The organism is Enterobacter sp. 168J2, from assembly GCF_034107265.1.
GTDB classification, from domain to species: Bacteria; Pseudomonadota; Gammaproteobacteria; order Enterobacterales; family Enterobacteriaceae; genus Enterobacter; species Enterobacter nematophilus.
This window is the reverse complement of sequence record NZ_JAWNEB010000001.1, coordinates 705,851-730,122: the sequence shown is the minus strand read 5'-3', so window position 1 is coordinate 730,122 and position 24,272 is coordinate 705,851. Positions and strand designations below refer to the sequence as shown.

General features: G+C 56.4%; 24 protein-coding genes. 8 read left to right on the top strand and 16 right to left on the bottom strand.

Annotation, left to right across the window (positions count from 1 at the left end; all coding sequences use genetic code 11):
• Positions 1-81 precede the first annotated feature (81 nt).
• Entirely contained in the window at positions 82-942 is an 861-nt protein-coding gene (locus USG84_RS03590; protein WP_061098496.1) for a fructosamine kinase family protein, read from the top strand.
• Between the two features lie 36 nt (positions 943-978).
• On the opposite strand, the gene USG84_RS03585 is transcribed toward USG84_RS03590, so the two are convergent.
• A complete protein-coding gene (locus tag USG84_RS03585) occupies positions 979-1,515 on the bottom strand; it encodes a YniB family protein (RefSeq protein WP_045261585.1) in 537 nt (178 codons plus the stop codon).
• Between the two features lie 147 nt (positions 1,516-1,662).
• On the opposite strand from USG84_RS03585, the gene hxpB reads away from it, so the two are divergent.
• The 4 genes from hxpB to USG84_RS03565 all read left to right on the top strand — a co-directional run bounded on the left by hxpB (position 1,663) and on the right by USG84_RS03565 (position 5,432).
• Positions 1,663-2,334: a hexitol phosphatase HxpB gene (gene hxpB, locus USG84_RS03580; RefSeq protein WP_061098497.1), complete on the top strand. Its 672-nt coding sequence runs from the start codon at positions 1,663-1,665 to the stop codon at positions 2,332-2,334.
• Between the two features lie 130 nt (positions 2,335-2,464).
• Entirely contained in the window at positions 2,465-3,226 is a 762-nt protein-coding gene (gene kduD / locus USG84_RS03575; RefSeq protein ID WP_151413220.1) for a 2-dehydro-3-deoxy-D-gluconate 5-dehydrogenase KduD, read from the top strand.
• A 94-nt stretch (positions 3,227-3,320) separates the two neighbouring features.
• Positions 3,321-3,911 (top strand): metal-dependent hydrolase, encoded by a 591-nt coding sequence (locus tag USG84_RS03570; RefSeq protein WP_032644865.1) that lies wholly within the window; start codon positions 3,321-3,323, stop codon positions 3,909-3,911.
• Positions 3,912-4,040: 129 nt separating this feature from the next.
• Positions 4,041-5,432 carry an L-cystine transporter gene (locus USG84_RS03565; RefSeq protein ID WP_151413219.1) on the top strand — a complete coding sequence of 464 codons (1,392 nt, stop codon included), beginning with the start codon at positions 4,041-4,043 and terminating at the stop codon, positions 5,430-5,432.
• Between the two features lie 48 nt (positions 5,433-5,480).
• Here USG84_RS03565 and cedA read toward each other — a convergent pair whose 3' ends face one another.
• On the bottom strand, positions 5,481-5,735 hold the full coding sequence (gene cedA, locus USG84_RS03560) for a cell division activator CedA (RefSeq protein ID WP_151413218.1): 255 nt from the start codon (positions 5,733-5,735) through the stop codon (positions 5,481-5,483).
• A 188-nt stretch (positions 5,736-5,923) separates the two neighbouring features.
• Between cedA and katE the strand changes: the two genes are divergently transcribed.
• Positions 5,924-8,173, top strand: coding sequence for a catalase HPII (katE, locus tag USG84_RS03555; protein ID WP_320738164.1), 2,250 nt, complete (start codon positions 5,924-5,926; stop codon positions 8,171-8,173).
• A 129-nt stretch (positions 8,174-8,302) separates the two neighbouring features.
• On the opposite strand, the gene chbG is transcribed toward katE, so the two are convergent.
• From chbG to osmE, 7 genes are all read right to left on the bottom strand, one after another.
• Complete coding sequence (gene chbG, locus USG84_RS03550; protein ID WP_151413216.1) at positions 8,303-9,052, bottom strand: chitin disaccharide deacetylase; 750 nt, start codon at positions 9,050-9,052, stop codon at positions 8,303-8,305.
• Positions 9,053-9,063: 11 nt separating this feature from the next.
• Complete coding sequence (locus USG84_RS03545) at positions 9,064-10,419, bottom strand: 6-phospho-beta-glucosidase (protein ID WP_061098501.1); 1,356 nt, start codon at positions 10,417-10,419, stop codon at positions 9,064-9,066.
• Between the two features lie 109 nt (positions 10,420-10,528).
• Positions 10,529-11,371 carry a transcriptional regulator ChbR gene (gene chbR / locus USG84_RS03540; RefSeq protein WP_028012801.1) on the bottom strand — a complete coding sequence of 281 codons (843 nt, stop codon included), beginning with the start codon at positions 11,369-11,371 and terminating at the stop codon, positions 10,529-10,531.
• 5 nt (positions 11,372-11,376) lie between these two features.
• On the bottom strand, positions 11,377-11,724 hold the full coding sequence (gene chbA / locus USG84_RS03535; RefSeq protein WP_028012800.1) for a PTS N,N'-diacetylchitobiose transporter subunit IIA: 348 nt from the start codon (positions 11,722-11,724) through the stop codon (positions 11,377-11,379).
• Positions 11,725-11,771: 47 nt separating this feature from the next.
• Complete coding sequence (gene chbC / locus USG84_RS03530; protein ID WP_028012799.1) at positions 11,772-13,130, bottom strand: PTS N,N'-diacetylchitobiose transporter subunit IIC; 1,359 nt, start codon at positions 13,128-13,130, stop codon at positions 11,772-11,774.
• 80 nt (positions 13,131-13,210) lie between these two features.
• On the bottom strand, positions 13,211-13,528 hold the full coding sequence (chbB, locus tag USG84_RS03525; protein ID WP_014883474.1) for a PTS N,N'-diacetylchitobiose transporter subunit IIB: 318 nt from the start codon (positions 13,526-13,528) through the stop codon (positions 13,211-13,213).
• A gap of 280 nt (positions 13,529-13,808) precedes the next feature.
• Complete coding sequence (gene osmE, locus USG84_RS03520) at positions 13,809-14,153, bottom strand: osmotically-inducible lipoprotein OsmE (RefSeq protein ID WP_003857836.1); 345 nt, start codon at positions 14,151-14,153, stop codon at positions 13,809-13,811.
• A 232-nt stretch (positions 14,154-14,385) separates the two neighbouring features.
• Here osmE and nadE point away from each other — a divergent pair, with 232 nt between their 5' ends.
• A complete protein-coding gene (gene nadE, locus USG84_RS03515; protein WP_266178631.1) occupies positions 14,386-15,210 on the top strand; it encodes an ammonia-dependent NAD(+) synthetase in 825 nt (274 codons plus the stop codon).
• 148 nt (positions 15,211-15,358) lie between these two features.
• Positions 15,359-16,237 carry an excinuclease Cho gene (gene cho / locus USG84_RS03510; protein WP_320738163.1) on the top strand — a complete coding sequence of 293 codons (879 nt, stop codon included), beginning with the start codon at positions 15,359-15,361 and terminating at the stop codon, positions 16,235-16,237.
• Here the strand turns inward: cho and ves are convergent.
• The 7 genes from ves to USG84_RS03475 all read right to left on the bottom strand — a co-directional run bounded on the left by ves (position 16,215) and on the right by USG84_RS03475 (position 23,925).
• A complete protein-coding gene (gene ves, locus USG84_RS03505; RefSeq protein WP_041910459.1) occupies positions 16,215-16,772 on the bottom strand; it encodes an environmental stress-induced protein Ves in 558 nt (185 codons plus the stop codon). The two genes, cho and ves, sit on opposite strands and share 23 nt — an antisense overlap.
• A 297-nt stretch (positions 16,773-17,069) precedes the next feature.
• The gene (spy, locus tag USG84_RS03500) at positions 17,070-17,564 is read right to left on the bottom strand and encodes an ATP-independent periplasmic protein-refolding chaperone Spy (protein WP_028012795.1); all 495 of its coding nucleotides are present in this window, start codon (positions 17,562-17,564) and stop codon (positions 17,070-17,072) included.
• Positions 17,565-17,901: 337 nt separating this feature from the next.
• Positions 17,902-18,867: a succinylglutamate desuccinylase gene (gene astE / locus USG84_RS03495; protein WP_320738162.1), complete on the bottom strand. Its 966-nt coding sequence runs from the start codon at positions 18,865-18,867 to the stop codon at positions 17,902-17,904.
• Positions 18,868-18,877: 10 nt separating this feature from the next.
• On the bottom strand, positions 18,878-20,203 hold the full coding sequence (astB, locus tag USG84_RS03490; protein WP_320738161.1) for an N-succinylarginine dihydrolase: 1,326 nt from the start codon (positions 20,201-20,203) through the stop codon (positions 18,878-18,880).
• A complete protein-coding gene (astD, locus tag USG84_RS03485; protein WP_320738160.1) occupies positions 20,190-21,677 on the bottom strand; it encodes a succinylglutamate-semialdehyde dehydrogenase in 1,488 nt (495 codons plus the stop codon). Before astD ends, astB begins: the two co-directional genes overlap by 14 nt.
• Positions 21,674-22,708 (bottom strand): arginine N-succinyltransferase, encoded by a 1,035-nt coding sequence (astA, locus tag USG84_RS03480; RefSeq protein ID WP_061098507.1) that lies wholly within the window; start codon positions 22,706-22,708, stop codon positions 21,674-21,676. Before astA ends, astD begins: the two co-directional genes overlap by 4 nt.
• Positions 22,705-23,925, bottom strand: coding sequence for an aspartate aminotransferase family protein (locus USG84_RS03475; RefSeq protein ID WP_061098508.1), 1,221 nt, complete (start codon positions 23,923-23,925; stop codon positions 22,705-22,707). The genes astA and USG84_RS03475 overlap by 4 nt, the downstream gene beginning before the upstream one ends.
• Between the last annotated feature and the right edge of the window lie 347 nt (positions 23,926-24,272).

Here is a 24,272-nt window from a genome sequence, read left to right as displayed (position 1 = left end):
TCAGGTGTGCGTTAGTTCGTATTTTTTTACCGCAGTTATGCGCTAACTTTATGATCTGGCAGACAACATGGGAGAGTCAACATGTGGCAGGCTATCAGTCATCTTTTACATGAGCAAATGGGTGAAGGTGAAATTGAACTGCGTAACGAGCTGCCGGGCGGGGAAATTCACGCCGCGTGGCATGTACGCTACGCAGGACGCGATCTGTTCGTTAAATGCGACGAGCGAGAGCTGCTCCCGATCTTTACCGCTGAAGCCGATCAGCTTGAACTGTTGTCCCGCAGCAAAACGGTGGCGGTACCTGAGGTGCTGGCCGTGGGCAGTGACCGGGACTACAGCTTTCTGGTGATGGACTATCTCCCTGCCCGCCCGCTGGACGCCCATAATGCCTTTATTCTCGGGCAACAGCTAGCGCGCCTGCACCAGTGGAGCGACCAGCCCCAGTTTGGTCTCGACTTTGACAACGACCTTTCCACGACGCCGCAGCCCAATGCCTGGCAGCGCCGCTGGTCGACGTTCTTTGCCGAGCAGCGCATCGGATGGCAGCTTGAACTGGCCGCCGAGAAAGGGCTGGAATTTGGCAACATTGACGCCATCGTCGAGCATGTGCAGCAGCGCCTGGCCTCCCACCAGCCTCAGGCGTCCTTACTGCACGGCGATTTATGGTCCGATAACTGCGCGCTGGGCCCCAACGGCCCGTATATCTTCGACCCGGCCTGCTACTGGGGCGACAGAGAGTGCGATCTGGCCATGTTGCCCCTGCATCCCGAACAACCGCCGCAAATATACGATGGCTATCAGTCTGTCTCCCCCCTGCCGCCGGACTTCCTTGAGCGCCAGCCCGTGTACCAGCTCTATACGCTGATGAACCGAGCCATTCTTTTTGGCGGGCAACATCTGGTCAACGCCCAGCGCGCGCTTGAACGCGTGCTTGCGGCTTAAAGACAAAGCGGGTGGCCTTGCCGCCACCCTTATTCGTTACAGAAAACCGAGCAGTGAGAAGAAGAAATATCCCGCCACGATGATGATAACCGGCAGGATATAGAGCGGGAAAATTTGCAGGAAAATGGTGTGACGAGGCACCACTATGCGGGATTCAATCTGCTCCCGGCTCATTCCTTCAGGACCTTTCGCCTTCTCAAGGATAAGCTGATCTTCCACCCCTTCGCGCAAAAAACGGGTCTGGCGGCTCATGCGTGCGCCCGATGCCTGCAGCGCCATCGCAATAAAAATCAGCGCATAGATAATCCAGAACCCAACATTCAGCTGCTGGTGAAAATCCGGCGTTGGCGAGTTGAACCAGAAGACGTTCAGGAACGGGGTGTTAAACCGCACCATCTCAATCATGACATGCGCAAAATCAAGCATTACCGCATTTATGCCCGGCTGTTTTTCGCTGTGATCGTACATAAACTTCAGCACGGATATCAGCGTAGAAATGACGGCGGGAATAAAAATCACCCAGCCTGCAATACGTTTTAAGACAGCAATGCGTCCAGCTTGTTGATACGTCATCAGTTCCTCTTCATAAAGACGCGTGATTTGAGCCTAAGTCTACCTGCTGGTCATCAATTTCGCCCGCTCTTTAAAAGCAATATGCTAAATTGCAGAGTGTGCTTAGCACTTATCGTCTGTCGAACACCTGGATAAGGAGACGTTGTGATGTCGACACCGCGCCAGATACTTGCCGCTATTTTTGACATGGATGGATTACTGATTGATTCCGAGCCGTTGTGGGATCGCGCCGAGCTGGACGTGATGGCCAGCCTGGGCGTTGATATCAGCCGCCGTAATGAACTTCCCGACACGCTGGGCCTGCGCATTGATATGGTCGTTGACCTGTGGTACGCCCAACAGCCGTGGGTTGGACCCGATCGCGACGAAGTCACCTCGCGCATTATCAGCCGCGCCATCGCGCTGGTGGAGGAGAACAAGCCGCTCTTGCCGGGCGTACGTGAGGCTGTCGCGCTGTGCAAGTCTCAGGGGCTGAAGGTTGGCCTGGCTTCTGCTTCACCGCTGCATATGCTGGAAAAAGTGCTGATCATGTTTGAGCTGCGCGACAGTTTTGACGCCCTGGCGTCTGCGGAAAAACTGCCCTACAGCAAGCCGCATCCGCAGGTCTATATGGACTGCGCGGCGAAGCTGGGTCTTGATCCGCTGACCTGCGTCGCGCTGGAAGATTCCGTTAACGGCATGGTGGCCTCCAAAGCCGCGCGTATGCGCTCCATTGTGGTTCCCGATGAAGAAAACCGCCACGATCCCCGGTATGCTCTTGCCGACGTCAAGCTGAATTCGCTGGCTGAACTGACGGTACAACACCTGCGCGGCGAATAGCGCCCCTCTTACAGGCAGCGTCATGCTGCCTGATGAAAAACAAAACATCGTTTCATTTTTGTTTGCTTTTCTCATTTCTGCCTCCTATCTTTAACGTCAGCACGGCGATAATCAGTCTTCTGAGGCGCGTATGATACTGGACACCTTTACTCTTTCAGGCAAAGTGGCCCTCATCACCGGGTGCGATACCGGGCTGGGGCAAGGCATGGCTATTGCGCTGGCGCAGGCAGGTTGCGATATCGTTGGGGTAAATCGCAAAGATCCGGAGAAAACGGCCAACTCCGTCACCGCCCTGGGAAGACGTTTTGTGGCTATTCGGGCCGATCTGAGCCAGCAGGAAAATCTTCAGCACGTCGTGGACACCGCCGTGGCGGAGATGGGACGAATTGATATTCTGGTGAACAATGCCGGGACGATTCGCCGGGAGGAGGCTCTGACGTTCAGCGAAAAAGACTGGGATGACGTCATGAACCTGAATCTCAAGTCGCTCTTTTTCCTCTCACAGGCGGTTGCTAAACAATTTATCGCCCAGGGCCACGGCGGAAAAATTATCAATATCGCCTCTATGCTCTCGTTCCAGGGAGGCATTCGCGTGCCGTCGTATACCGCCTCGAAAAGCGGCGTACTGGGGATCACGCGCCTGCTGGCAAATGAGTGGGCGGTACACGGTATCAACGTGAATGCCATCGCGCCGGGCTACATGGCGACGAACAATACCCAGCAGCTGCGCGCCGACGAACAGCGTAATGCGGAGATCCTTGACCGCATCCCGGCAGGTCGCTGGGGAGTACCGGATGACCTTCAGGGACCGGTCGTCTTTTTAGCCTCCTCCGCCTCGGATTACGTGAATGGTCACACCTTAGCCGTCGACGGCGGCTGGCTGGCGCGCTGACGCGCGTTTGTGACAAACAGTTACACCGTCACCTCTTTCGCCCACTGTATAAAAACCCTATACTGTATAAATTGACAGTTTCGTGGGTTTTATCATGACGGCGGAAGGCCACCTGCTTTTTTCAATTGCGTGCGCAGTATTTGCCAAAAACGCAGAACTTACTCCCGTGCTTGCACAGGGAGACTGGTGGCATATTGTCCCTTCCGCCGTTTTAACCTGCCTGCTGCCCGATATTGACCACCCGAAATCCTTCCTCGGACAGCGCCTGAAGTGGGTGTCGAAGCCCATCGCCCGCGCATTCGGTCACCGCGGGTTTACCCATAGCCTGCTGGCCGTATTTGGCCTGCTAACGCTTTTCTATTTAAAAGTCCCTGAAAGCTGGATAGTGCCGGGCGATGCCATTCAGGGCATGGTGCTGGGTTATTTAAGCCATATCCTCGCCGATATGCTGACGCCCGCGGGCGTGCCGCTGCTGTGGCCCTGCCGCTGGCGCTTCCGTTTTCCGATCCTTGCGCCGCAGAAAGGGAACCAGCTTGAGCGCGTGCTGTGCATGGCGCTGTTCGCCTACGCCGTCTGGATGCCGCAAACCCTGCCCGAAAACAGTGCAGTGCGCTGGTCTTCCCAGATGATCAATTCGCTGCAATTTCAGTTCAATCGTTTTATTCATCACCAGATTGAACAGTAATCCAACAAAATCATTCCATTTGTCATAAACCATTCCATTTGGATATAAGCGCCACTTCACACTTCTGCTAACCTTCCGCCAACAGGATCGGGAAAAACCGATCCCACATAATAAATCAGGAGAACGGGGATGAATTTTCCACTCATCGCGAACATAGTCGTGTTCGTCGTATTGCTATTGCTTCTCGCACAGGCGCGCCACAAACAGTGGAGCCTGGCGAAAAAAGTGCTGGTCGGTCTGGTCATGGGTGTGGCGTTTGGTTTGGCCCTACACGCCGTCTACGGCTCCGATAGCCCGGTACTGAAAGAGTCCATTCAGTGGTTCAACATTGTCGGTAACGGCTACGTCCAGCTGCTGCAGATGATCGTTATGCCGCTGGTGTTCGCCTCTATTCTGAGCGCCGTTGCCCGCCTGCACAACGCAACCCAGCTGGGTAAAATCAGCTTTCTGACCATTGGTACGCTGCTGTTTACCACGCTGATTGCCGCGCTGGTGGGGGTGTTGGTCACCAACCTGTTTGGCCTGACTGCCGAAGGTCTGGTTCAGGGTACCGCTGAAACGGCGCGCCTGACCGCAATTCAAACCAACTACGTGGGTAAAGTGGCTGACCTGACGGTTCCGCAGATGGTGCTCTCCTTCATACCGAAGAACCCGTTTGCTGACCTGACCGGTGCAAGCCCAACCTCTATCATCAGCGTGGTGATCTTCGCGGCGTTCCTGGGCGTGGCGGCGCTTAAGCTGCTGAAGGACGATGCGCCGAAAGGCGAACGCGTGCTGACCGCTATTGATACCCTGCAAAGCTGGGTGATGAAGCTGGTCCGTCTGGTCATGCAGCTGACGCCATACGGCGTTCTGGCGCTGATGACCAAAGTGGTAGCCGGCTCTAACCTGCAGGACATCATTAAGCTGGGCAGCTTCGTCATCGCCTCTTATCTGGGTCTGGGCATTATGTTCGTGGTGCACGGTATCCTGCTGGGCGTGAACGGCGTCAGCCCGCTGAAATACTTCCGCAAAGTATGGCCGGTACTGACCTTTGCCTTCACCAGCCGTTCCAGCGCAGCGTCTATTCCGCTGAACGTTGAAGCGCAGACCCGTCGCCTTGGCGTGCCGGAATCTATCGCCAGCTTCTCTGCCTCCTTTGGTGCTACCATCGGTCAGAACGGCTGTGCGGGGCTCTATCCGGCGATGCTGGCGGTGATGGTTGCCCCGACCGTGGGCATCAACCCGCTGGATCCGGTCTGGATCGCCACGCTGGTCGGGATTGTTACCATCAGCTCCGCAGGCGTTGCAGGTGTCGGCGGCGGTGCAACCTTCGCCGCGCTGATTGTGCTGCCCGCGCTGGGCCTGCCCGTGACGCTGGTCGCCCTGCTGATCTCCGTTGAACCGCTGATCGACATGGGTCGTACCGCGCTGAACGTGAGCGGCTCCATGACTGCCGGTACGCTGACCAGCCAGTGGCTGAAGCAGACCGACAAAGCCATTCTGGAAAGTGAAGACGACGCCGAGCTGGCGCACCGTTAATCTCGATAGAAATAAAAAAACCGCCTGATGGCGGTTTTTTTATGGCTGTTATTCTTCAACCTCTTCATCCTGGCGGATTTGCGTCGCCCATCGCTGGGCTGACTCCGGCACGGAAAACGCCGGCGACCGGCGGAAATGTTCCCCAATCAGGACAAAAGCCACATATTTACCGCGAAGCAGCCAGACATCACGAAAACCATCCACTTTCAGGGCATGGTCAGGCGGCGCGGGCTCAACGCGGGGCACATAGCTAATAACCTGGCGGTTTTGTTGACGAAGAGGTTTCATAAGCGACGGATTCACTAAAGCAAATTCTTGAAGCAGGAAAATTCTATGATAGCCGATCCTGCTGCCTTACGTCGCGCTCCGAGTGGGTGAGATGGCTCCTTTCGTTAATAACGTCATGTGAAAACTCTTAGTTAGCGAGCCATCTCACGACATTGTTCTATCCTTAATAGGGTTTTTAGCAATGGATAAAGGAGAAGCGTGCAATGTCGAACAAAGATAAATCACATCAATCACCGATTCATGGCACTGAAGAATCTCAACCGGGTATGGACTCTCTCGCCCCTGCTGACGGCTCTCACCGCCCCTCGCCTGGCCCATCAGCCCCTGGCGAACAACCAACCGCGCCGGGAAGCATGAAATCGCCGGACACCGGAAACGAGAAGCTGAAATCGCTTGAGCCGCACCGTAAAGGCGGCGAAGGTTTTGCGCTCACCACCAATCAGGGCGTGCGGATTGCTGACGATCAAAACTCCCTTCGCGCAGGCGCGCGCGGGCCGACCCTGCTGGAAGATTTCATCCTGCGGGAAAAAATTACCCACTTTGACCACGAGCGCATACCGGAACGCATCGTTCACGCGCGCGGCTCGGCTGCGCACGGGTATTTCCAACCCTATAAGAGCCTGAAAGACATTACCAAAGCGGATTTCCTCTCCGACCCGGATAAAATTACCCCAGTGTTTGTGCGATTTTCCACCGTGCAGGGAGGCGCAGGTTCGGCAGACACGGTGCGTGATATCCGCGGCTTTGCCACCAAGTTTTATACTGAAGAGGGTATTTTCGATCTGGTAGGCAATAACACCCCGGTGTTTTTCATTCAGGATGCGCATAAATTTCCTGACTTTGTCCATGCGGTAAAACCGGAGCCCCACTGGGCCATACCCCAGGGACAAAGTGCGCACGATACCTTCTGGGACTATGTCTCCCTGCAGCCTGAAACCTTACATAACGTAATGTGGGCGATGTCTGACCGTGGTATCCCGCGCAGCTATCGCACGATGGAAGGGTTCGGTATTCATACCTTCCGCATGATCAACGCGGAAGGAAAAGCTACGTTTGTCCGCTTCCACTGGAAGCCGGTAGCGGGCAAAGCCTCGCTGGTGTGGGATGAGGCGCAGAAGCTCACCGGACGCGACCCGGACTTCCATCGCCGCGAACTGTGGGAATCCATTGAAGCGGGCGACTTCCCGGAGTACGAGCTGGGCCTGCAGCTTATTCCGGAAGAGGACGAATTTAAGTTCGATTTCGACCTGCTTGACCCGACAAAACTCATTCCTGAGGAGCTGGTGCCGGTTCAGCTGGTGGGGAAAATGGTGCTCAACCGCAACCCGGATAATTTCTTTGCCGAAAACGAGCAGGCCGCGTTCCACCCGGGCCACATCGTTCCCGGACTGGACTTCACCAACGATCCGCTCTTACAGGGACGCCTGTTCTCGTATACCGATACGCAGATTAGCCGTCTTGGCGGGCCGAACTTCCACGAGATCCCGATTAACCGCCCAACCTGTCCGTACCATAACTTCCAGCGCGACGGGATGCACCGTCAGGATATTGATACCAACCCGGCAAACTATGAGCCGAACTCCATCAACGACAACTGGCCGCGAGAAACCCCGCCGGGGCCAAAACGCGGCGGATTCGAATCGTATCAGGAGCGTATCGACGGCAACAAAATTCGCGAGCGCAGCCCCTCTTTCGGTGAGTATTACGCCCACCCGCGCCTGTTCTGGAACAGCCAGACGCCGATTGAGCAACAGCACATCATCGGCGGCTTCAGCTTCGAACTGAGCAAAGTGGTGCGCACCTACATCCGCGAGCGCGTGGTCGACCAGCTGGCGCATATTGATATTCAGCTTGCCCAGAGCGTGGCGGATAACCTTGGAATTACGCTTACGGACGTACAGCGCAACCTTGCTCCACCGAAAGAGGTGAACGGCGTGAAGAAAGATCCGTCGCTGAGCCTGTATGCGGTGCCGGGAGGCTCGATTAAAGGCCGCGTGGTTGCCATCCTGCTGAACGACAAAACCCGCGCCAGCGACGTGCTGGGAATTATGCAGGCGCTGAAAACCCAGGGCGTGAACGCGAAACTGCTCTTTTCCCGCATGGGTGAAGTGACGGCCGATGACGGCTCCGTGCTGCCGGTGGCGGCGACATTTGCCGGCGCGCCGTCGCTGACCGTCGATGCGGTGATTGTGCCGTGTGGGGACATTGACAGCCTGCTGAACAACGGTGACGCCGTCTATTATCTGCTTGAAGCCTATAAGCACCTGAAACCGATCGCGCTGTCCGGCGACGCGCGTCAGTTTAAGGCGCAGCTGAAGGTTGCCGAGCAGGGCGAGGACGGCATTGTCGAGGGCGATAACGTTGACGATGCGTTTATGACGAAGTTGTTTGATTTGCTCGCCGCGCACCGCGTCTGGTCGCGCAGCAGTAAGATTGACCAGATACCGGCGTAAAGAATACCCTCACCCCGGCCCTCTCCCTGAAAGGGAGAGGGTGAAATGCAGACCTGCGCTTACATTACGGACAGCACCGCCCAGTTCCCTCGCCCCTTTGGGGAGAGGGTTAGGGTGAGGGGAAATTTCTCAAAGATCCCTAAACGTCCCCAGACGATACCCACGCTCGGCAATCGCATACTTAAGCGACGCCGACGTCAGCACGTCCAGTTCCGCCAGGCGAGGCCAGCAGTAGGCGCTCTTACGCACGGTGTTATCGACAAAAGCAGGATGCGCCATGACCTCCAGAGACCGCTCTCCCCTTGCCGCGGAATCCTCCAGCACCTTCAGGAACAGCGCTTCGTCGATCTCGTCGCCGTAAAAGGCGCTGCTGAACCCCTCAGTTGTTGTCACGGCACAGTCCGGCACGCCCTGCACCTCGCGATCCACGCGCATCGCCACGCCTTTGCGTTGGGCAAACGCCGCAACGATCGGGAAAATCGCCGGGATCATGTGCACATGATGGTGGCTGTCAATATGCGTCGGCGCCTTGCCAAACAGATCAACAAAGCGGTTGTACTGGCAGTCCAGCTCACGGGTAATTTCTTCGAGCGGCAGAGCGTCCTGCTCCGCCAGTTCCCAAATCCATTTGCCCAGCAGGCCGTCACGCGTCAGGCCCGGCATGGGCGAAAGCGGAATCCCAAGCGTCAGCACAAAATGCATGCCGACGCCCAACTCTGGCACCTCGCGGCTCAGCTGCGCCGCGTGCTCAACCGCTTCACCGTTCACCAGTGCCGTTGTAGAGGTCACTACCCCGCGGCGACAGGCTTCAATAATGCCGTAGTTCTGGCCTTTAGAGAGGCCAAAATCATCAGCATTAACGATCAGCAGGTTTTCCATTGTGCGTCCTCTCAGTGTTGTTTGAACTTCAGCTTCTCAATCGTGGCGGCAAAGTTCGGCAACCATTTTTCATGCGCCAGGATCATCTCGCTGGCCAGCTGCTCCGCATCGCGGTCAGAATGCACCAGCGGGCTGAGGTTCAGCGCCAGAAGCACGTCATTGAGCTCACCGCTCAGCGCCGCGTTGCTCGCTGCCACTTCAAAGCCTTTAATGGTGTGGATCAGGCCCATGACCTTGTCATCAAAGTGGGTGATGCGTGGATGCGGTTTGGCCCCCTCGCGCCCCAGAATGCAGGTCATCTCGACGGCCCAGTCCGCCGGGATATTGTCGATATGGCCATGATGCGGCACGTTCACATAGTGCTCCGCCTGCTTGTCGTTGTAGATGGCGTTGATCACTTCACACGCCGCATCGGAGTAATAGGCCCCGCCGCGCTGCTCCAGCGCTTTCGGTTTGACGTCCAGGTTCGGATCTTTATACAAATCGAACAGCTGCTTCTCAACTTTCTGAACGATCTGCGCACGCGCGCCGCCCTTATAGTACTCGCCCATTTCGATCGCCAGCATCTCTTTCTGCTTGAAGTAGTAAAGCAGGTACGAGCACGGCAGCAGATTCAGCGAGCGGATCAGCCCTTCGCTGAACGGGAGGTCAAAGATGTTCTTCACGGAGGCCGCGGTCAGGCGACCGGAAGCCACGCCGTCCAGCAGTTCGGCAAAGCGCGATTTTCCGTTCACGATGACGTCTTTAATGAACACCATGTGGTTCAGGCCGAACAGATCGATTGAGAGATCGTCACTGTCGGTCAGCTCCAGCACGTCGCGGATAAACATCTTCATGCCGATCGGGATATTACAGACGCCGATAAAGCGTTTGAAATTGGTATGACGATAAACCGCCTCGGTCACCATTCCGGCCGGGTTAGTGAAGTTAATCACCCACGCGTTCGGGCAGATCTCTTGCACATCCTTGACGATGTCGAAAATCACCGGAATGGTACGCAGTCCTTTGAACAGGCCGCCCGCGCCGTTGGTCTCCTGCCCAAGATAACCGTGGCTCAGCGGAATACGCTCGTCCAGTTCGCGCGCTTTCAGTTGGCCGACGCGCAGCTGGGTGGTGACGAAATCCGCGTCTTTCAGCGCCAGGCGACGATCGAGGGATTTATGCACGGTCATAGGCACGCCCGCTTTCTCAACCATGCGCTTGCACAGGTCGAAAATAATATCCAGCTTCTCCTGACCTTCCTCAACGTCCACCAGCCATAATTCGCTGACCGGTAATTCGTGATAGCGTTTTAAAAAGCCTTCAAGTAATTCCGGGGTATAGCTGCTGCCGCCACCAATGGTTACGACTTTTAATTTCTTTTGCATAATATCTCCCTTAGCGTATCAGGTTAATCGCCTGCAAGGTATAGCGTACTCTTCCCGCTATTTGGGCAAGCCATTAAAGCAATATTTATGGCGGGTAACCCGCCGAAAGTTAATTAATTACCGTTAAATTCTTCCGGTAGCTGTTCGGTGTGAATGAGGTCAATTTCTTAAACGTTTTAATAAACAGGCTGGGACTGCTGTATCCTGACTCATACGCAATATCGGTGACAGAATAGTTGGTAATCTCCAGCTGTTTTTTGGCAAAGTTAATGCGGATTTCATTAATAATTTGCACCGGCGTTTTACGATAATAACGCTGCGTCGCGCGGGTCAGATATTCCTGGGATTTCCCCGAGAGGGATACCATATTTTCCAGCGCATTTTCGCTGAACTGGCCTTTATCGTGCATCAGTTCCACGGTGCTGCGCAGCCACTGTGGAACATCATCCGTCACCTGCTGCTCTTCACGATGATGCCGCAACCGGTTCATCACGTAGAAGGTCACCGTTTCAATAAATTCATCAAATTCATTGTCGCGGAAGTTAAGCGAGGCGATGACCGTTTCAATCCAGGTCATGAACTCGTTTTTCACGCGATAAACCTGAGATGCCACAAAGCAGAACGGCACCAGCGGCAGATAGTGCTTCTCAAAGAAGCGTCTGCTGACGCCCACGTTCAGAATGCGGGTCGCGCCAAATTCGTAAAAGCTCTGGTGATAGGAACCCATCGGCAGGAAGACAAAATCCCCTCGCTCCAGCAGGACGCGCTTACCGTTGATCTCCTGGTAGTAGCGGCCGGTCAGAACAATCGTGAACTCGTAGTAGTCATGCTGGTGCAGACCGCTGGCGCTCTCCGTCTTGTTGTAGATAACCACGTGAAAATTTTTGCCATTAAACAGTTGCTGTTCAAATGCGGTTTTGATTTCCATCGTGCTGACCTCCTGCTGCTCAATCCGACTTAGTGCATTTTCTCGTGAAGCTCAATCAACTCCGCCACCAGCTCACGCGCCAGCATGGACGTCATCAGGTGATCCTGGGCGTGTACCAGCACCAGGCTGACCTTCATCTTCCCTTCGCCCTGGTCACTTTCAATCAGCTTTGTCTGCACCAGGTGCGCTTCGTTCAGCGCCGTGCGGGACTGCTCCATCATGGTTTTCGCGGCGGCAAAATCGCCCTGCTTGGCCTGCTTCAATGCGGCATACGCCAGGCTGCGCGCCTGCCCGGAGTTGATGATGAGGCCCATCACCACTTCTTCGAGATCGTTCTCTGCGGCTTCATCTGCGACGATACTATCCAAATCTAACATGTTTAAGCTCCTTGTGGCTGGCGCGGGCTTCCCCGCGCCGGTCAATCTTAGAATTTCAGTGAGAGGGCAATTTCCTCTTCGCTCTCTTCTTCATCAATGATGGTGGCGGCTTTGTTCGCAATCGCCACGAACGGCATATACAGCAGGGTGGCAATCCCGAGGTTGAATATCGCCAGCAGGAAGGCCGCGACGCTACCGTTGGTGTTAAAGAACGCGCCCAGACCTGCCGGCATGGTCCACGGTGCAATGTTGGTGATCGGTGGAATAATACCCATGTAATAGGCCGTCAGGGTGATCGCTGCCAGCAGCGGCTGCACCAGGATGAACGGGATAAACATTACCGGGTTCATGATGATTGGCAGACCAAACAGAATCGGCTCGTTAATCTGGAAGATGCCTGATGGCAGGGCCAGTTTCGCCACCTGACGATAGTCAGCGCGACGAGAGACAATAAAGACCGCGATGATCAGACCCAGGGTCGCCCCGGTACCACCCAGGAAGATATAGGAGTCAAGCATCGGCTTCGCCCACACATGGAAGGTTTTACCTGCTGCCAGCGCCGCGTCAACGGAGCCATACTGCTGGTAAAGCGCAACGTTTTCCAGTGCCCACGGGGTCATAATTCCGCTGTCCAGCGCGGCCAGTGCCAGTGAACCGTGCACGCCGAAGAACCACAGCAGAGAGGTGAAAATCACATACGCCCAACCGACCACGCCACCCATCGACGCCAGCGGCGTAGAGATAGAGTCCATGATGATCTGGTGGAAGTTCGTGCCCCAGTGAGAGAGCGCCCAGGCGATAATCCCCATGATGGAGAGAATAATGAAGCCTGGGATCAACGCGGAAAATGAACGAGAAACGGAAGCCGGCACGCTATCCGGCAGGCGGATAACCCAGTTGCGACGAATAATAAAGGTGAACATTTCTGCCACCACCAGGCCGATAACAATACCGGAGATAATGTTGGCTCCGCCCAGCCAGTTAGCGCCAACCGCGTAGGCTTCACCCACGCTGTAAGGGGTGACGGTCATAAACGCGGCAACGGATAATAACCCGGCGGCCAGCGGATCCACTTTCCGCTCTTCAGCCAGCGCCATCCCGATAAAGAAAGGCGCCATCAGCGACATAATACCCAACGTACCGTTATATACGTTGCCGCCGATGGCTTTAAAACCGTTAAGGGTTTCAATAGTGGAAGCGTCTAACCGAATTCCTAATGAATAAAAGAAGGAACCTTCACCAAAGCTCAGAAAAACGTTGTTTATTAAAACGAACATGGCCCCGGCCAGCGTCAACGGCATTAATTTAATAAAACCGTTTTTGATGGCATTAACGTGAGGCTGCTTTCCTATTTTAACAGCAAAAGGAAGGAGTACCTTTTCAAGTGAAGCGATGACTTTACTCATAGGAAAATACCCTTAAATGCCGTAACGCATGTTACGGCGTAATTGTGTGTGAAATAACTCTTTGACGGGAAAAATAAAAATTAATTAGCAGCTTTTTTAATTGCTGCCACAGCAGCTTTAAGTACACCTAAACCATCAATCTTGCCGTACAGCCCCGAGTCGATGACTTCGACCGGTTTATTCGGTAACAGCCGTTGAATTTCGGGCAACATATAGGCAATTTGCGGCCCCAGTAATACAACATCGGCTTTCTGGCCTTTTTCGCCCGCCAGCGTCTCCGGAAACGCTTCAATCACCACGGGGACTTCATACTTTTCAGCCTGCGCGCGCATCTTTGACACCAGGAGCGAGGTTGACATGCCCGCTGAGCAGAACAGGTAGATATGTTTCTTTTCCATCATAATTTCCCTCTTGTATGACTACCTGCCGTCGCGCTATCACTCGACTCGCTGTCCCGGCAGACAGGTAGATTGTGTACTGTTGTTTATCGTTGGAGTGAGTATACGCAATGGTACAGAGGGGAGATAATTCTGAACAGGCCTAAATTGTCTCTCATTGACCTGGCTTGTTGACTACCTTCACATTTCAGGCAAATAATTCGCGCAAAGAAATAAGATTAACGTATGCATAAAAAACCGGCCCAGAGGCCGGTTTGTTAACATCTCCAGTCAAGCAGGGTTACTGCGCCTTAGGTGCCTGTGGATCGGTGTCGTATTCAGCACAGGTCTGATAGCCGGAGTTAATCACATGTCCGGTATCATCCAGCGCGACGAAGTAGGTTTCTGCCTTACCATCACGTTGACCCAGGATATAAGTCTGACACGTACCGCGCGCGTGAATCATGGTCACTTCAGAAGAAGGCTTACCGGCGATCGCAGCCACCTGCGAACGGGTCATCCCTTTTTTAACGTCTTTCACCACGGGCTGGGTAAACTGATCCTTGGTGCGATCGTAAGCCGTACACCCTGCCAGCATCGTCAGTACCGCCGCTGCGCTAAGAATTCCTGCTACGTTCTTGTTCATATTCCGTCCTCTTGTTTATCAGCGTGTTATCTAAGCATGGGATAAAAAGTACTATTGTTCAACTTTGTGATTTACGCCAGACGAATTTCGGAAAATTCTAATAAAACAACGATAAGCTGCTAAATCGCCGCAAATTAACGCACTCGAAACTGTGATCCTTGTCGTTTTCCGCCCAAAGGGTTAGTTTTAACAGTTAACACATTCTGTTTATGTTCTGCATACGGAGGGCATGATGGCTCTGCAACAAGAGATTATTCAGGCGCTGGGCGCTAAGCCTGCGATAGATGCACAGGAAGAGATCCGCCGCAGCGTGGATTTTTTAAAGTCGTACTTAAAAAAGAACGCTTTCCTGAAATCCCTGGTGCTGGGCATCAGCGGCGGGCAGGACTCTACCCTGACGGGTAAACTGTGCCAGATGGCGATTTCAGAGCTTCGCGAAGAGACGGGCGATGACGCGCTGCAGTTTATCGCCGTGCGTCTGCCTTACGGCGTTCAGGCGGACGAACAGGATTGCCAGGATGCCATCGCGTTTATCCAGCCCGATCGCGTGCTCACCGTCAATATCAAAGGCTCGGTGCTGGCAAGCGAGCAGGCGCTGCGCGAAGCGGGCATTGAGCTAAGCGATTTTGTGCGCGGCAACGAGAAAGCGCGCGAGCGCATGAAAGCGCAGTACAGCATCGCCGGGATGACCAAAGGCGTTGTGGTAGGCACCGACCATGCGGCAGAAGCGATCACCGGTTTCTTCACCAAATACGGCGATGGCGGCACCGACATCAACCCGATTTTCCGTCTCAACAAGCGTCAGGGGAAGCAACTGCTCGCCGCGCTGGGCTGCCCAGAGCACCTGTACAAGAAAGCGCCAACAGCGGATCTGGAAGACGATCGCCCTTCCCTGCCGGATGAAGCGGCCCTTGGCGTCACCTATGACAACATTGATGATTATCTGGAAGGCAAAACGCTGGATGAAGGTACCGCGAAAATTATCGAGGGCTGGTACCTGAAAACCGAGCACAAGCGCCACACGCCAATTACGGTGTTTGACGATTTTTGGAAATAAACGCATCTCCACAAGTTTATGCGAGCAGTGGACAATCCCCTCTCCCCTGTGGGGAGAGGGTTAGGGTGAGGGGGAACCGCCACCCGGCTCTTTTTTAACCACAGCACACCTGCTACACTGTATACCTGAACAGTATATGGAGCAGTATGTGAGCAGGCGTCAATCCGCCCCGCGTCTTGAGTTTGAAGCGGCGGCTATCTATGAATATCCCGAACATCTCCGTCCCTGGCTTGAGGCGCTGCCCAAACAGCCGGGCGTTTACATCTTTCACGGTGAAAGCGAGACCCTGCCGCTCTACATCGGCAAAAGCGTTAACATTCGCAGCCGGGTGTTATCTCACCTGCGTACCCCGGACGAGGCCGCCATGCTGCGCCAGTCGCGCCGTATTACCTGGTTCCAGACGGCGGGAGAAATGGGCGCGCTGTTGCTGGAAGCCCGGCTGATAAAAGAGCAGCAGCCGCTCTTCAATAAGCGCCTGCGCCGCAACCGCCAGCTCTGCTCCCTGCAGATCGCCGACGGCAAGCCGCAGGTCGTTTACGCCCGCGAGGTCGATTTCTCCCATGCCCCGAACCTCTTCGGGCTGTTCGCAAACAAGCGTGCCGCCCTGCAGTCTCTGCAGGCGCTCGCCGACGAGCTGCAGCTTTGCTATAGCCTTTTAGGGCTGGAGGGCACCACGCGGGGCCGCGCCTGCTTCCGCTCCGCGCTCAAGCGCTGCGCAGGTGCCTGCTGCGGAAAAGAGAGCGTAGAGGCGCATCACGCCAGGCTCCTCGCGGGCCTGGCGGGGATCAGCGTCAACTGCTGGCCCTGGGACGGCGCCGTTGCGCTAAAAGAAGTGGGTGAAACCATGACGCAGTATCACATCGTCAACAACTGGCTCTGGCTGGGGGCTGTCGATGATTTAAGCGACGCGGCAACCCTGCTGCGTACCCCCGCGGGATTCGACCACGACGGCTACAAAATCCTCTGCAAGCCCGTCTTAGCGGGCAAGTTCGAGATCGTCGCGCTCAGTGACCCGGCAGCCAGTTAATTTCACTGAACAGCAGGGTACCCTGAGACTCCAGCAGACGCAGAGTATGGGTCCCCTCCTGCCAGCTGGCGCCCTGATCGGCCGTTAGCAATTTATCACCCAGCTGCCACGCCCCGCTTAATACAAACACCACGCCCCCGCGCGAGCCAAAGGTGGTAAAGGTACGATCGGCAACCCGCACCTTCGCCTGACAGCAGTCGCGCCGGGTCATGATGTTGAAATCCATCGCCATCCTGCCGTCGGAAAGCAGTGCCTTCACCGGCAGATCGCCGGCAAAACTGTATGGCTGATGCTGCTTGAGGGTATGGCAGAACGCCTGACCGGCATCCAGCGTCACCTCCCCGCCTTCCAGCAGGGTAATGACCCGGTCAACGCCGGGAAACGAGGAGAATTCGCCGTTGCTGGCGATGGTCGCGATACTTGCACGCCAGTAAAAATCGCGCGTCGCGGGAGGGATACAGCAAATTTCTCGCGTTTCGCCTGCGCCATTGCGCCAGAGGCTGACCGGCATCTTACGAATATCAAAGAACTCCATCACCACTCCTGAATGGCACAACCCGTGCCAGGGCAAGAGTATCGCTACCCCTGCAGTCTTGTTTGTTATCGTTAGGTATTCACAGACACAGTATCGGCAGCAGAGCGGGCAGGCCTTAGCGGAACGTTAATAAAAATGCTAACGCCATGACTCTACAAACATTCTCTGAAGCGATTACAGGAGAATACCGCGCTGGCGGCGGCAGACAAGAGGGCAGAATAGAAAAACCGCCGGTCCTGTCCACAGCGATTGCGCTTTTGTGGACAGGATCCCGGCGGTCTTAAGAGAGTGAACCGATTATTCGGTTGGTGCTGGCATTTTACCTTCCATCGCCGGACGTTCTGTCAGACGCTTCTCAAAATTGGCATTAAACTGTTTTTTCTGTTCCGGGGTGAGAATGTTGTAGATCTTGTTCTGGGTTTCCATGTGGGCCAGCATGCGGGCTTTATGCTGCTCGGCCATTTTGTCGATCTGCGCTTCGGCTTTCGCCTTATCGAAGCTGTCGCTGGCAATGATGTCATGCATTGCGCGGCGCTCTTCCAGCGGAGGACGCTTCATCTGGTCGCGCTGGCTTTTCATGATGTCGCGGATCTGCTGCTTCTGCGCGTCCGTCAGGTTCAGATCTTTAAACATCATCATCTCGTGGTGCATACCCGGCTTGCCTTTATGATGCATCATCATTTTGCCTTCAGCAGGCGCGGCAGTGGTGGTTGCGGTATCTGCGGCGAACGCCATGCTGGTAGCGCCCAGAGCCAGGGTAGAAGCAACAAACAGTGCAGTAAACTTACGCATAATTTATTTCCTTTCTTTCAGTTATTCTTCGGCGCTATGCCGTGTTGACGAGATTAACTTTACGGGGTTTATCGTCAATTAGTCAGAGCAACGGTAAAACAATGAAAGTGTAAAAAACAATTTTTCGCCAAATGTGGAGGAAATAAGGATAAAGCGTGGAGAGTTGCAACAAGAAATATTCAAAACGATGATTTTAAAGATATTTAGCAGAAGTATAACGGAGTGAAGGTGAATAATAAAGCAATTCGCCAGGAATATTCCGTAAAAGAAGTCAGAGCGCTTTAATCGCTAAGAAAACATTTTTACGTCCCCTCCCGGATGATGGGAGGGGAAACGTTCAGGAGAGTTTTTCCAGCATCAGACCGGCCCGCAGGCCAAACGCCACGGAGGGGTTGGGGAACAGCACATATTCGGTGGTTTTCTGCACCTCGTAACGCTCTTCGCCATCTTCCGCCAGCAGAGCCCCTTTGCGAAACGGCGTAAAGTTCAGAGTGTGCGCGGCCATGTGAAGCTGGAAAGCTTCGCTGCGGCGGGTGATCTGCTGTACGACCCGGTACCGCTCAACGGGCTGATGCGCGTGCTCGGGATCCGTCCCACCGAGCAGCGCCCGAAGCGCGAGACCCGTTGGCGCAAAGCGCGTGAGATCGTTCTGTCCGAACGGCAGCGCTTTTCCCAGCTCCAGCGTACAGGACAGCGCCCCGACGTTTTCACAGGTAAAGTGCGTAAACGTTCCGCCCGGCGACTGATGAAACACCAGCGCCTCCAGCCCGGCATCCCCCAGCCAGCTCAGAAACGCTTCATCCCACGGCTGATTGCGCTGCGGCAGAACGCCGAAGCGCACGTGGTAAGAGGCGCGGATCGCCGTATGCAGATCCAGATGCCAGCGCGCCGGTCCCGCCGCGGCAAAAAACGTCGTCACGACGTTCTCCAGCCACTGCGCGCGCGCCGTTTCGTCACTCTGCGGAAACTGCGACCAGCGGCCGCCGAACATGCGGTTAATGTCGCTAACCAGGTACCGTTTGTTTTGCGCCAGCGCAGGCGGGTTGCCAAGCACCACCAGCACGCGGCACGCAAGGGCGATCTCGCCGCGATACAGCGCGCGCAGCAGCCCATCGACGATCTCAACGGGCGCGGTTTCATTCCCGTGGATCCCCGTGGAAAGCAGCAGCGATAACGCGCTGCTGGCCGTCGGCGTCAGCTCAAGCACCCCGCGCCCCAGCCACCGCCAGCGGAATGAGGGGCCTTCCCCCTCACTCTGTTCCGGCGTTTCATCGGCCAGGGTCAGCGCCAGTAAATTTTCCATATCCACTCCTTTAGCGCTGGAACGGGTAAACCGAGCCCAGCTGCAGGATTGACGATAACGCGTCCAGCGCCTCGCGCCCTTCGCGCAGCAGCTGCGGGTCACCCAGATCGGCCTGCGTTAACCGGTCGCGATAGTAGCGGTCCACCCAGTCATTCAGGGTGTTAAAGAGCGTCTCATTCATCATGACTGCCGGGTTAACGGCCTGCATTTCATTTGGCGTTAACACGACCCGCAGGCGCAGACAGGCGGGGCCACCGCCGTTGGCCATGCTTTCGCGCAGGTCAAACACGCGCAGCTCGTCAATCGGGTTATCGGCCTTCACCAGTTCGGTGAGATAGCGCCACACGCCCTGATGGTCCCGGGACTCCTGCGGCAGCACCAGCATCATGCTGCCGTCATCGCGGCTCAGCAGCTGGCTGTTGAACAGATACGTTTCCACCGCGTCCTGCACGCTGACCGCCTGCGTTGGCACCTGGATCGGCATAAAGCCGGGCACGCGTTCGCGCAGCGTGGCGAGCAGTTTATCCTGATGGGCAAAGGCCTGCTCATGGCAGAACAGCACCTGGCGGTTGGAGACGGCTATCACGTCGTTATGGAACACGCCCTGGTCGATCACGTGCGGGTTCTGCTGGACAAAAATCACCTGGGAAGGATTGACCTGGTTCAGGCGCGCAACCGCCTGGCTGGCCGCCAGCGTCTGACGCGCTGGATAACGGGTTGGCGCGGCGTGGCCGCCCTCTTCCCGCCCGTAGATAAACAGCTGCACGGCAGGATCGCCGTAATCGCCCCCCAGCCGGTTATGGTTGGCCGCGCCTTCGTCACCAAACATCGCCACCTGCGGCAGGGCCTGATGGATCTCAAAATGGGCGTCATTACGGAAAATGGCGTGCAGCACGCGCTCGGTGGTCTCCGCTTCGGTGGCGCGGTGGAATTTGTTGTTCAGGTTCGCCACCGTCAGGTGGACTTTACCATCCAGCGTATCGGCCGACGGGGCGACGGTGGCCGCGTTTGCCACCCACATTGAAGAGGCAGAGCTTGCCGCAGAGAGCAGGTGCGGCGTCTGCGTACCCGCTTTTTCGACGACCTGCTCGTCCGTACCGCTAAAACCTAGCTGGCGCAGCACCGCCACGTTCGGACGCTCCTGCGGCGGGATCACCGCCTGCGGGAAGCCAGCATCCGCCAGCGCCTTCATTTTTAGCAGCCCCTGCTTCGCCGCCAGCTTCGGGTTGGAGACCTGGAAGCGGTGCTTCGTCGAGGCTTCATTACCAAAAGAGAGGCCGGCATAGTGGTGCGTCAGCCCCACCAGCCCGTCAAAATTGACTTCACGCGCTTTCATGACGGTCCCCTTCGCTAAAATCCAGCCCCGGATTGAGCGTCTCCGGCAGCGCCAGCGCCGGGGTCTCCAGGCTCGCCATCGGCCACGCGCAGTAGTCGGCGGCATACCAGGCGCTGGCGCGATGGTTGCCCGAGGCGCCCACGCCGCCGAACGGCGCGGTGCTCGCGGCTCCGGTCAGCGGTTTATTCCAGTTCACGATACCGGCGCGCGCTTCCAGCAGCAGCCGATCAAACTTCTCGCGATGCGGCGATATCAGCCCGCTCGACAGGCCGTAGCGGGTGTTATTCGCCATCGCAATGGCCGCATCAAAATCGTCGTAACGCCACACGCACAGCAGCGGGCCAAACACCTCTTCATCCGGCACGCTGCTCGCGCCGCTCATCTCAAGAATGCCCGGCGTCAGCAGCGAGGTACCCGGCTGAACCTGCTTCGGCTCCAGCAGGGTTTTCGCCCCGCGCGCTACATGGTCTTGCCAGGCTTTGAGCACGTTCAGCGCGGCCTGCTCGGAGATCAGCCCGCCGATAAACGGCTGTGGGTCGGCATCCCACGCGCCAGGCACCAGCCGCGCGCTCACCTCTGTCAGACGCTTCAGGAAGGCATCACCCTGCGCGCCGCGCTTGACCAGCAGGCGGCGGGCGCAGGTGCAGCGCTGTCCGGCGGTAATAAAGGCGGACTGGATCGTCAGGTGCACCGCAGCGTCGATATCATCAGGATCTTCGACAATCAGCGGGTTATTGCCCCCCATCTCCAGCGCCAGAATTTTCTCCGGCTGCCCCGCCAGCTGGCGGTGCAGCTGATAGCCCGTTCCGGCGCTGCCGGTAAACAGCAGGCCGTCGATATCGCTCAGCGCGCTCAGCGCCTGGCCGGTTTCCCGACCGCCCTGCACGAGGTTCAGCACGCCCGGCGGCAGCCCGGCCTGCTCCCACAGCTTCACCACCGCCTCGCCGGTTAACGGCGTCAGCTCGCTCGGCTTGAAGATGACGGTATTGCCCGCCAGCAGCGCGGGCACAATGTGGCCGTTCGGCAGATGCCCCGGGAAGTTATACGGGCCAAACACCGCCAGCACGCCGTGCGGACGGTGGCGCAGCGTGGCCGCGCCGTCCGGCATCTCGGTATGCTGCTCGCCGGTGCGGACGTGGTACGCCTTAACCGAAATACCGATTTTATTGATCATCGCCGTCACTTCGGTCGCCGCTTCCCAGCGCGGTTTGCTGGTTTCGGAGGCGATGATGCGCGTCAGTTCGGCCTTATTCGCCTCCAGCAGTCCGGCAAATTTTTCAACAAGCGCCTGGCGCTCGTCGAAAGGCCGTTTTGCCCACGCGGGAAACGCGCGGCGTGCGGCACGGCAGGCCTGCTCGACCTGCGCGGCGCTGGCGTCATTTCCCTTCCAGAGAATTTCTTTTCCTACCGGGTTGGTCTTTGTGCGCTGTTCGCCTTCGCCCGTTACCCAGTCACCGTTAATCCATAATGTCATGCTGTTTTCTCCTCAGGGCAGAGACGCACCAGGCGAACCGTATCGCCGGCGTTACATTTCAGGGCATCAAGCTCTGCAGCCGTCAGCACCAAACGTTCACATTTCGGGTTGGTCCGCACCAGCATGGCGCGGAAGTTGGCGTAATTTTCGTTCGCCACCAGGCATGCCGGCCAGTCACCCGGCGCGGGCTGGCCTTCGGATACCTCAACCAGGCGGCTTTTGCGGATCGCACGCACGCGGTCGATATCGCACTCCAGCGTCGGCCCGCCGTCAAAGATGTCCACGTAGTTACGGTAGCGGAAGCCCTCTTTCTCCAGGACCGCGCGGGCAGGCGCGGTTTGCGGATGCACCTCGCCAATTACCGCCTGCGCTTCCGGCGTTAAGAAATGGGTATAGATAGGATGTTTAGGCATCAACTCCGCGATAAACGCTTTCTGGCCGGTACCGCAGAGATAGTCCGCCCGGCTGAACTCCATCGAGAAGAAGCGCTCGCCCAGGCTCTCCCAGAAGGGCGAGTAGCCTTTGTCGTCGATCACGCCGCGCATCTCTGCCACCACTTTTTCGTTAAAGCGATCGCGGAAGGCGGCCATAAACATAAAGCGCGATTTTGAGAGCAGATAGCCGTTGCCCTCTTTGCGCCACGCCGGGTCGAGGAACAGCGTGCAGAGCTCGCTGGCGCCCGTGTGGTCATTACAGAGAAACAGCGTGGGCAGCGCGTTATAGACGTTCAGCTCTTTCGAGGCGTGAACCATCGTGCCGACGCGGTAGTTGTACCACGGGTCGTTCAGCCCGACGGCCACTTCGATGGCGCAAATCCCGGCCACGGTTCCCGTGTCGGTGTCTTCCAGCACGAACACGTAACCCTGTTCGCTTTTTGGCAACGTCCCCTGCCAGGTTTGCAGGGCGCGCTCAATGCGCGCCGACAGCGTTTTTTCATCGGCAGGAAGCGAGGTCAGCCCGCCTCCCGTCTTACCGGCAAGCTGCATGAGCCCGGCGATATCGCCGCGCTCAACGGGACGGATGACCATCATGATGACACCCCGGATTTCACCTTCTCACACGCCAGCGCAAAACGGTCCAGACCGGTTTGCACCTCTTCCTCACTCACAATCAGCGCAGGCGCAAAACGCACCACGTTGGCACCGGCAATCAGCACCATCACGCCCGCTTTTGCCGCTTCCTGTGAAATAAGCTTCGCTTTTCCGGCAAACTCAGCGGTGAGTTCGCAGCCGATCAACAGCCCCAGGCCGCGAATTTCTTTAAACAGGCCAAGCTTGCCGTTGATGGCGTTCAGGCGCTCAACGAACCACTCGTGACGCTGCTTAACGCCCTTCAGCACCTCAGGGGTGTTAATGATGTCGAGAACCTGTCCGGCGACGGCGGTTGCCAGCGGGTTGCCGCCGTAGGTGGTGCCGTGGGTGCCCACGGTCATCACGCTGGCAAATTTTTCGGTGGTCAGCGTCGCGCCAATCGGGAAGCCGCCGCCCAGCGCTTTGGCGGTAGAGAGAACGTCCGGCGTCACGCCGTAGTGCATATAGGCATACAGCTCGCCTGTGCGGCCCACGCCGGTCTGCACTTCGTCGAAAATCAGGACCGCGTCGTGACGGTCGCACAGCTCGCGCAGCCCCTGCAGGAATGCCTTTTGCGCCGGAAGCACGCCGCCCTCGCCCTGCATCGGCTCGACGATCACCGCGCAGGTGGTGTCGTTAATCAGCTCGCTGGCGGACTGCAGATCGTTATAGACGCCGTGGCGAATATCCGGCGGCAGCGGAGCGAAATCCTGCGAATAAGAAGGCTGGCCGCCCGCGCTCACGGTAAAGAGCGTGCGCCCGTGGAAGGCATTTTTGAACGCCACAATCCCGCTCTTGTGCGTCCCAAACTTATCGTGGGCATATTTACGTGCCAGCTTCAGCGCCGCTTCGTTGGCTTCCGCCCCGGAGTTACAGAAAAAGACTTTTTCGGCGAAGGTCGCGTCAATCAGCTTTTTCGCCAGGCGCAGCGCGGGCTCGTTGGTAAAGCCGTTGCCGGTATGCCAGAACTTCGCCGCCTGGTCGTTCAGCGCCTGACGCAGCGCCGGGTGGGCATGACCCAGCGCGTTCACCGCAATCCCCCCGGCAAAGTCGATATACTCTTTACCCTGCTGATCCCACAGGCGTGAGCCTTCCCCGCGAACCGGAATAAAAGCCGCCGGAGCGTAAACCGGCATCATCCATTCATCGAAATTTTCACGCGTAATTGACAGAGACATAGCGACCTCATCCGGTAAATAAAAAGTTATTTGAATGTTAAATAATTGAGTGTTTGCACTGTGAATGTAGATTGCAGCCTTCGTGCCAGCCAGCGATAAAATTGCATAAAAGGGTTGAGGTAACAGAATATCAATAGGTTACGATATGGAGTTATTCACTTTTGATGCATAAAAAGTGAATATTTTTACGGCAAGCGGCGCTTTGCCGCATGAAAATCAGAAAGAGTATGCAGAGGCCAAATATAATTCTGGAATTGTGATCGCTCGCGAAATTTATCGGCCATTTACGCCCTGTTTGAGGGCGAAGCGCGTCAGAATGGTGCAAATATTGCACCACCGGCATTATC

Bases quoted from the DNA above. Each gene is read 5' to 3' on its own strand.
- USG84_RS03590 (WP_061098496.1), top strand. From the start codon at position 82: ATGTGGCAGGCTATCAGTCATCTTTTACATGAGCAAATGGGTGAAGGT.
- USG84_RS03585 (WP_045261585.1), bottom strand. From the start codon at position 1,515: ATGACGTATCAACAAGCTGGACGCATTGCTGTCTTAAAACGTATTGCA.
- hxpB (WP_061098497.1), top strand. From the start codon at position 1,663: ATGTCGACACCGCGCCAGATACTTGCCGCTATTTTTGACATGGATGGA.
- kduD (WP_151413220.1), top strand. From the start codon at position 2,465: ATGATACTGGACACCTTTACTCTTTCAGGCAAAGTGGCCCTCATCACC.
- USG84_RS03570 (WP_032644865.1), top strand. From the start codon at position 3,321: ATGACGGCGGAAGGCCACCTGCTTTTTTCAATTGCGTGCGCAGTATTT.
- USG84_RS03565 (WP_151413219.1), top strand. From the start codon at position 4,041: ATGAATTTTCCACTCATCGCGAACATAGTCGTGTTCGTCGTATTGCTA.
- katE (WP_320738164.1), top strand. From the start codon at position 5,924: ATGTCGAACAAAGATAAATCACATCAATCACCGATTCATGGCACTGAA.
- chbG (WP_151413216.1), bottom strand. From the start codon at position 9,052: ATGGAAAACCTGCTGATCGTTAATGCTGATGATTTTGGCCTCTCTAAA.
- USG84_RS03545 (WP_061098501.1), bottom strand. From the start codon at position 10,419: ATGCAAAAGAAATTAAAAGTCGTAACCATTGGTGGCGGCAGCAGCTAT.
- chbA (WP_028012800.1), bottom strand. From the start codon at position 11,724: ATGTTAGATTTGGATAGTATCGTCGCAGATGAAGCCGCAGAGAACGAT.
- chbC (WP_028012799.1), bottom strand. From the start codon at position 13,130: ATGAGTAAAGTCATCGCTTCACTTGAAAAGGTACTCCTTCCTTTTGCT.
- chbB (WP_014883474.1), bottom strand. From the start codon at position 13,528: ATGGAAAAGAAACATATCTACCTGTTCTGCTCAGCGGGCATGTCAACC.
- osmE (WP_003857836.1), bottom strand. From the start codon at position 14,153: ATGAACAAGAACGTAGCAGGAATTCTTAGCGCAGCGGCGGTACTGACG.
- nadE (WP_266178631.1), top strand. From the start codon at position 14,386: ATGGCTCTGCAACAAGAGATTATTCAGGCGCTGGGCGCTAAGCCTGCG.
- ves (WP_041910459.1), bottom strand. From the start codon at position 16,772: ATGGAGTTCTTTGATATTCGTAAGATGCCGGTCAGCCTCTGGCGCAAT.
- spy (WP_028012795.1), bottom strand. From the start codon at position 17,564: ATGCGTAAGTTTACTGCACTGTTTGTTGCTTCTACCCTGGCTCTGGGC.
- astE (WP_320738162.1), bottom strand. From the start codon at position 18,867: ATGGAAAATTTACTGGCGCTGACCCTGGCCGATGAAACGCCGGAACAG.
- astB (WP_320738161.1), bottom strand. From the start codon at position 20,203: ATGAAAGCGCGTGAAGTCAATTTTGACGGGCTGGTGGGGCTGACGCAC.
- astD (WP_320738160.1), bottom strand. From the start codon at position 21,677: ATGACATTATGGATTAACGGTGACTGGGTAACGGGCGAAGGCGAACAG.
- astA (WP_061098507.1), bottom strand. From the start codon at position 22,708: ATGATGGTCATCCGTCCCGTTGAGCGCGGCGATATCGCCGGGCTCATG.
- USG84_RS03475 (WP_061098508.1), bottom strand. From the start codon at position 23,925: ATGTCTCTGTCAATTACGCGTGAAAATTTCGATGAATGGATGATGCCG.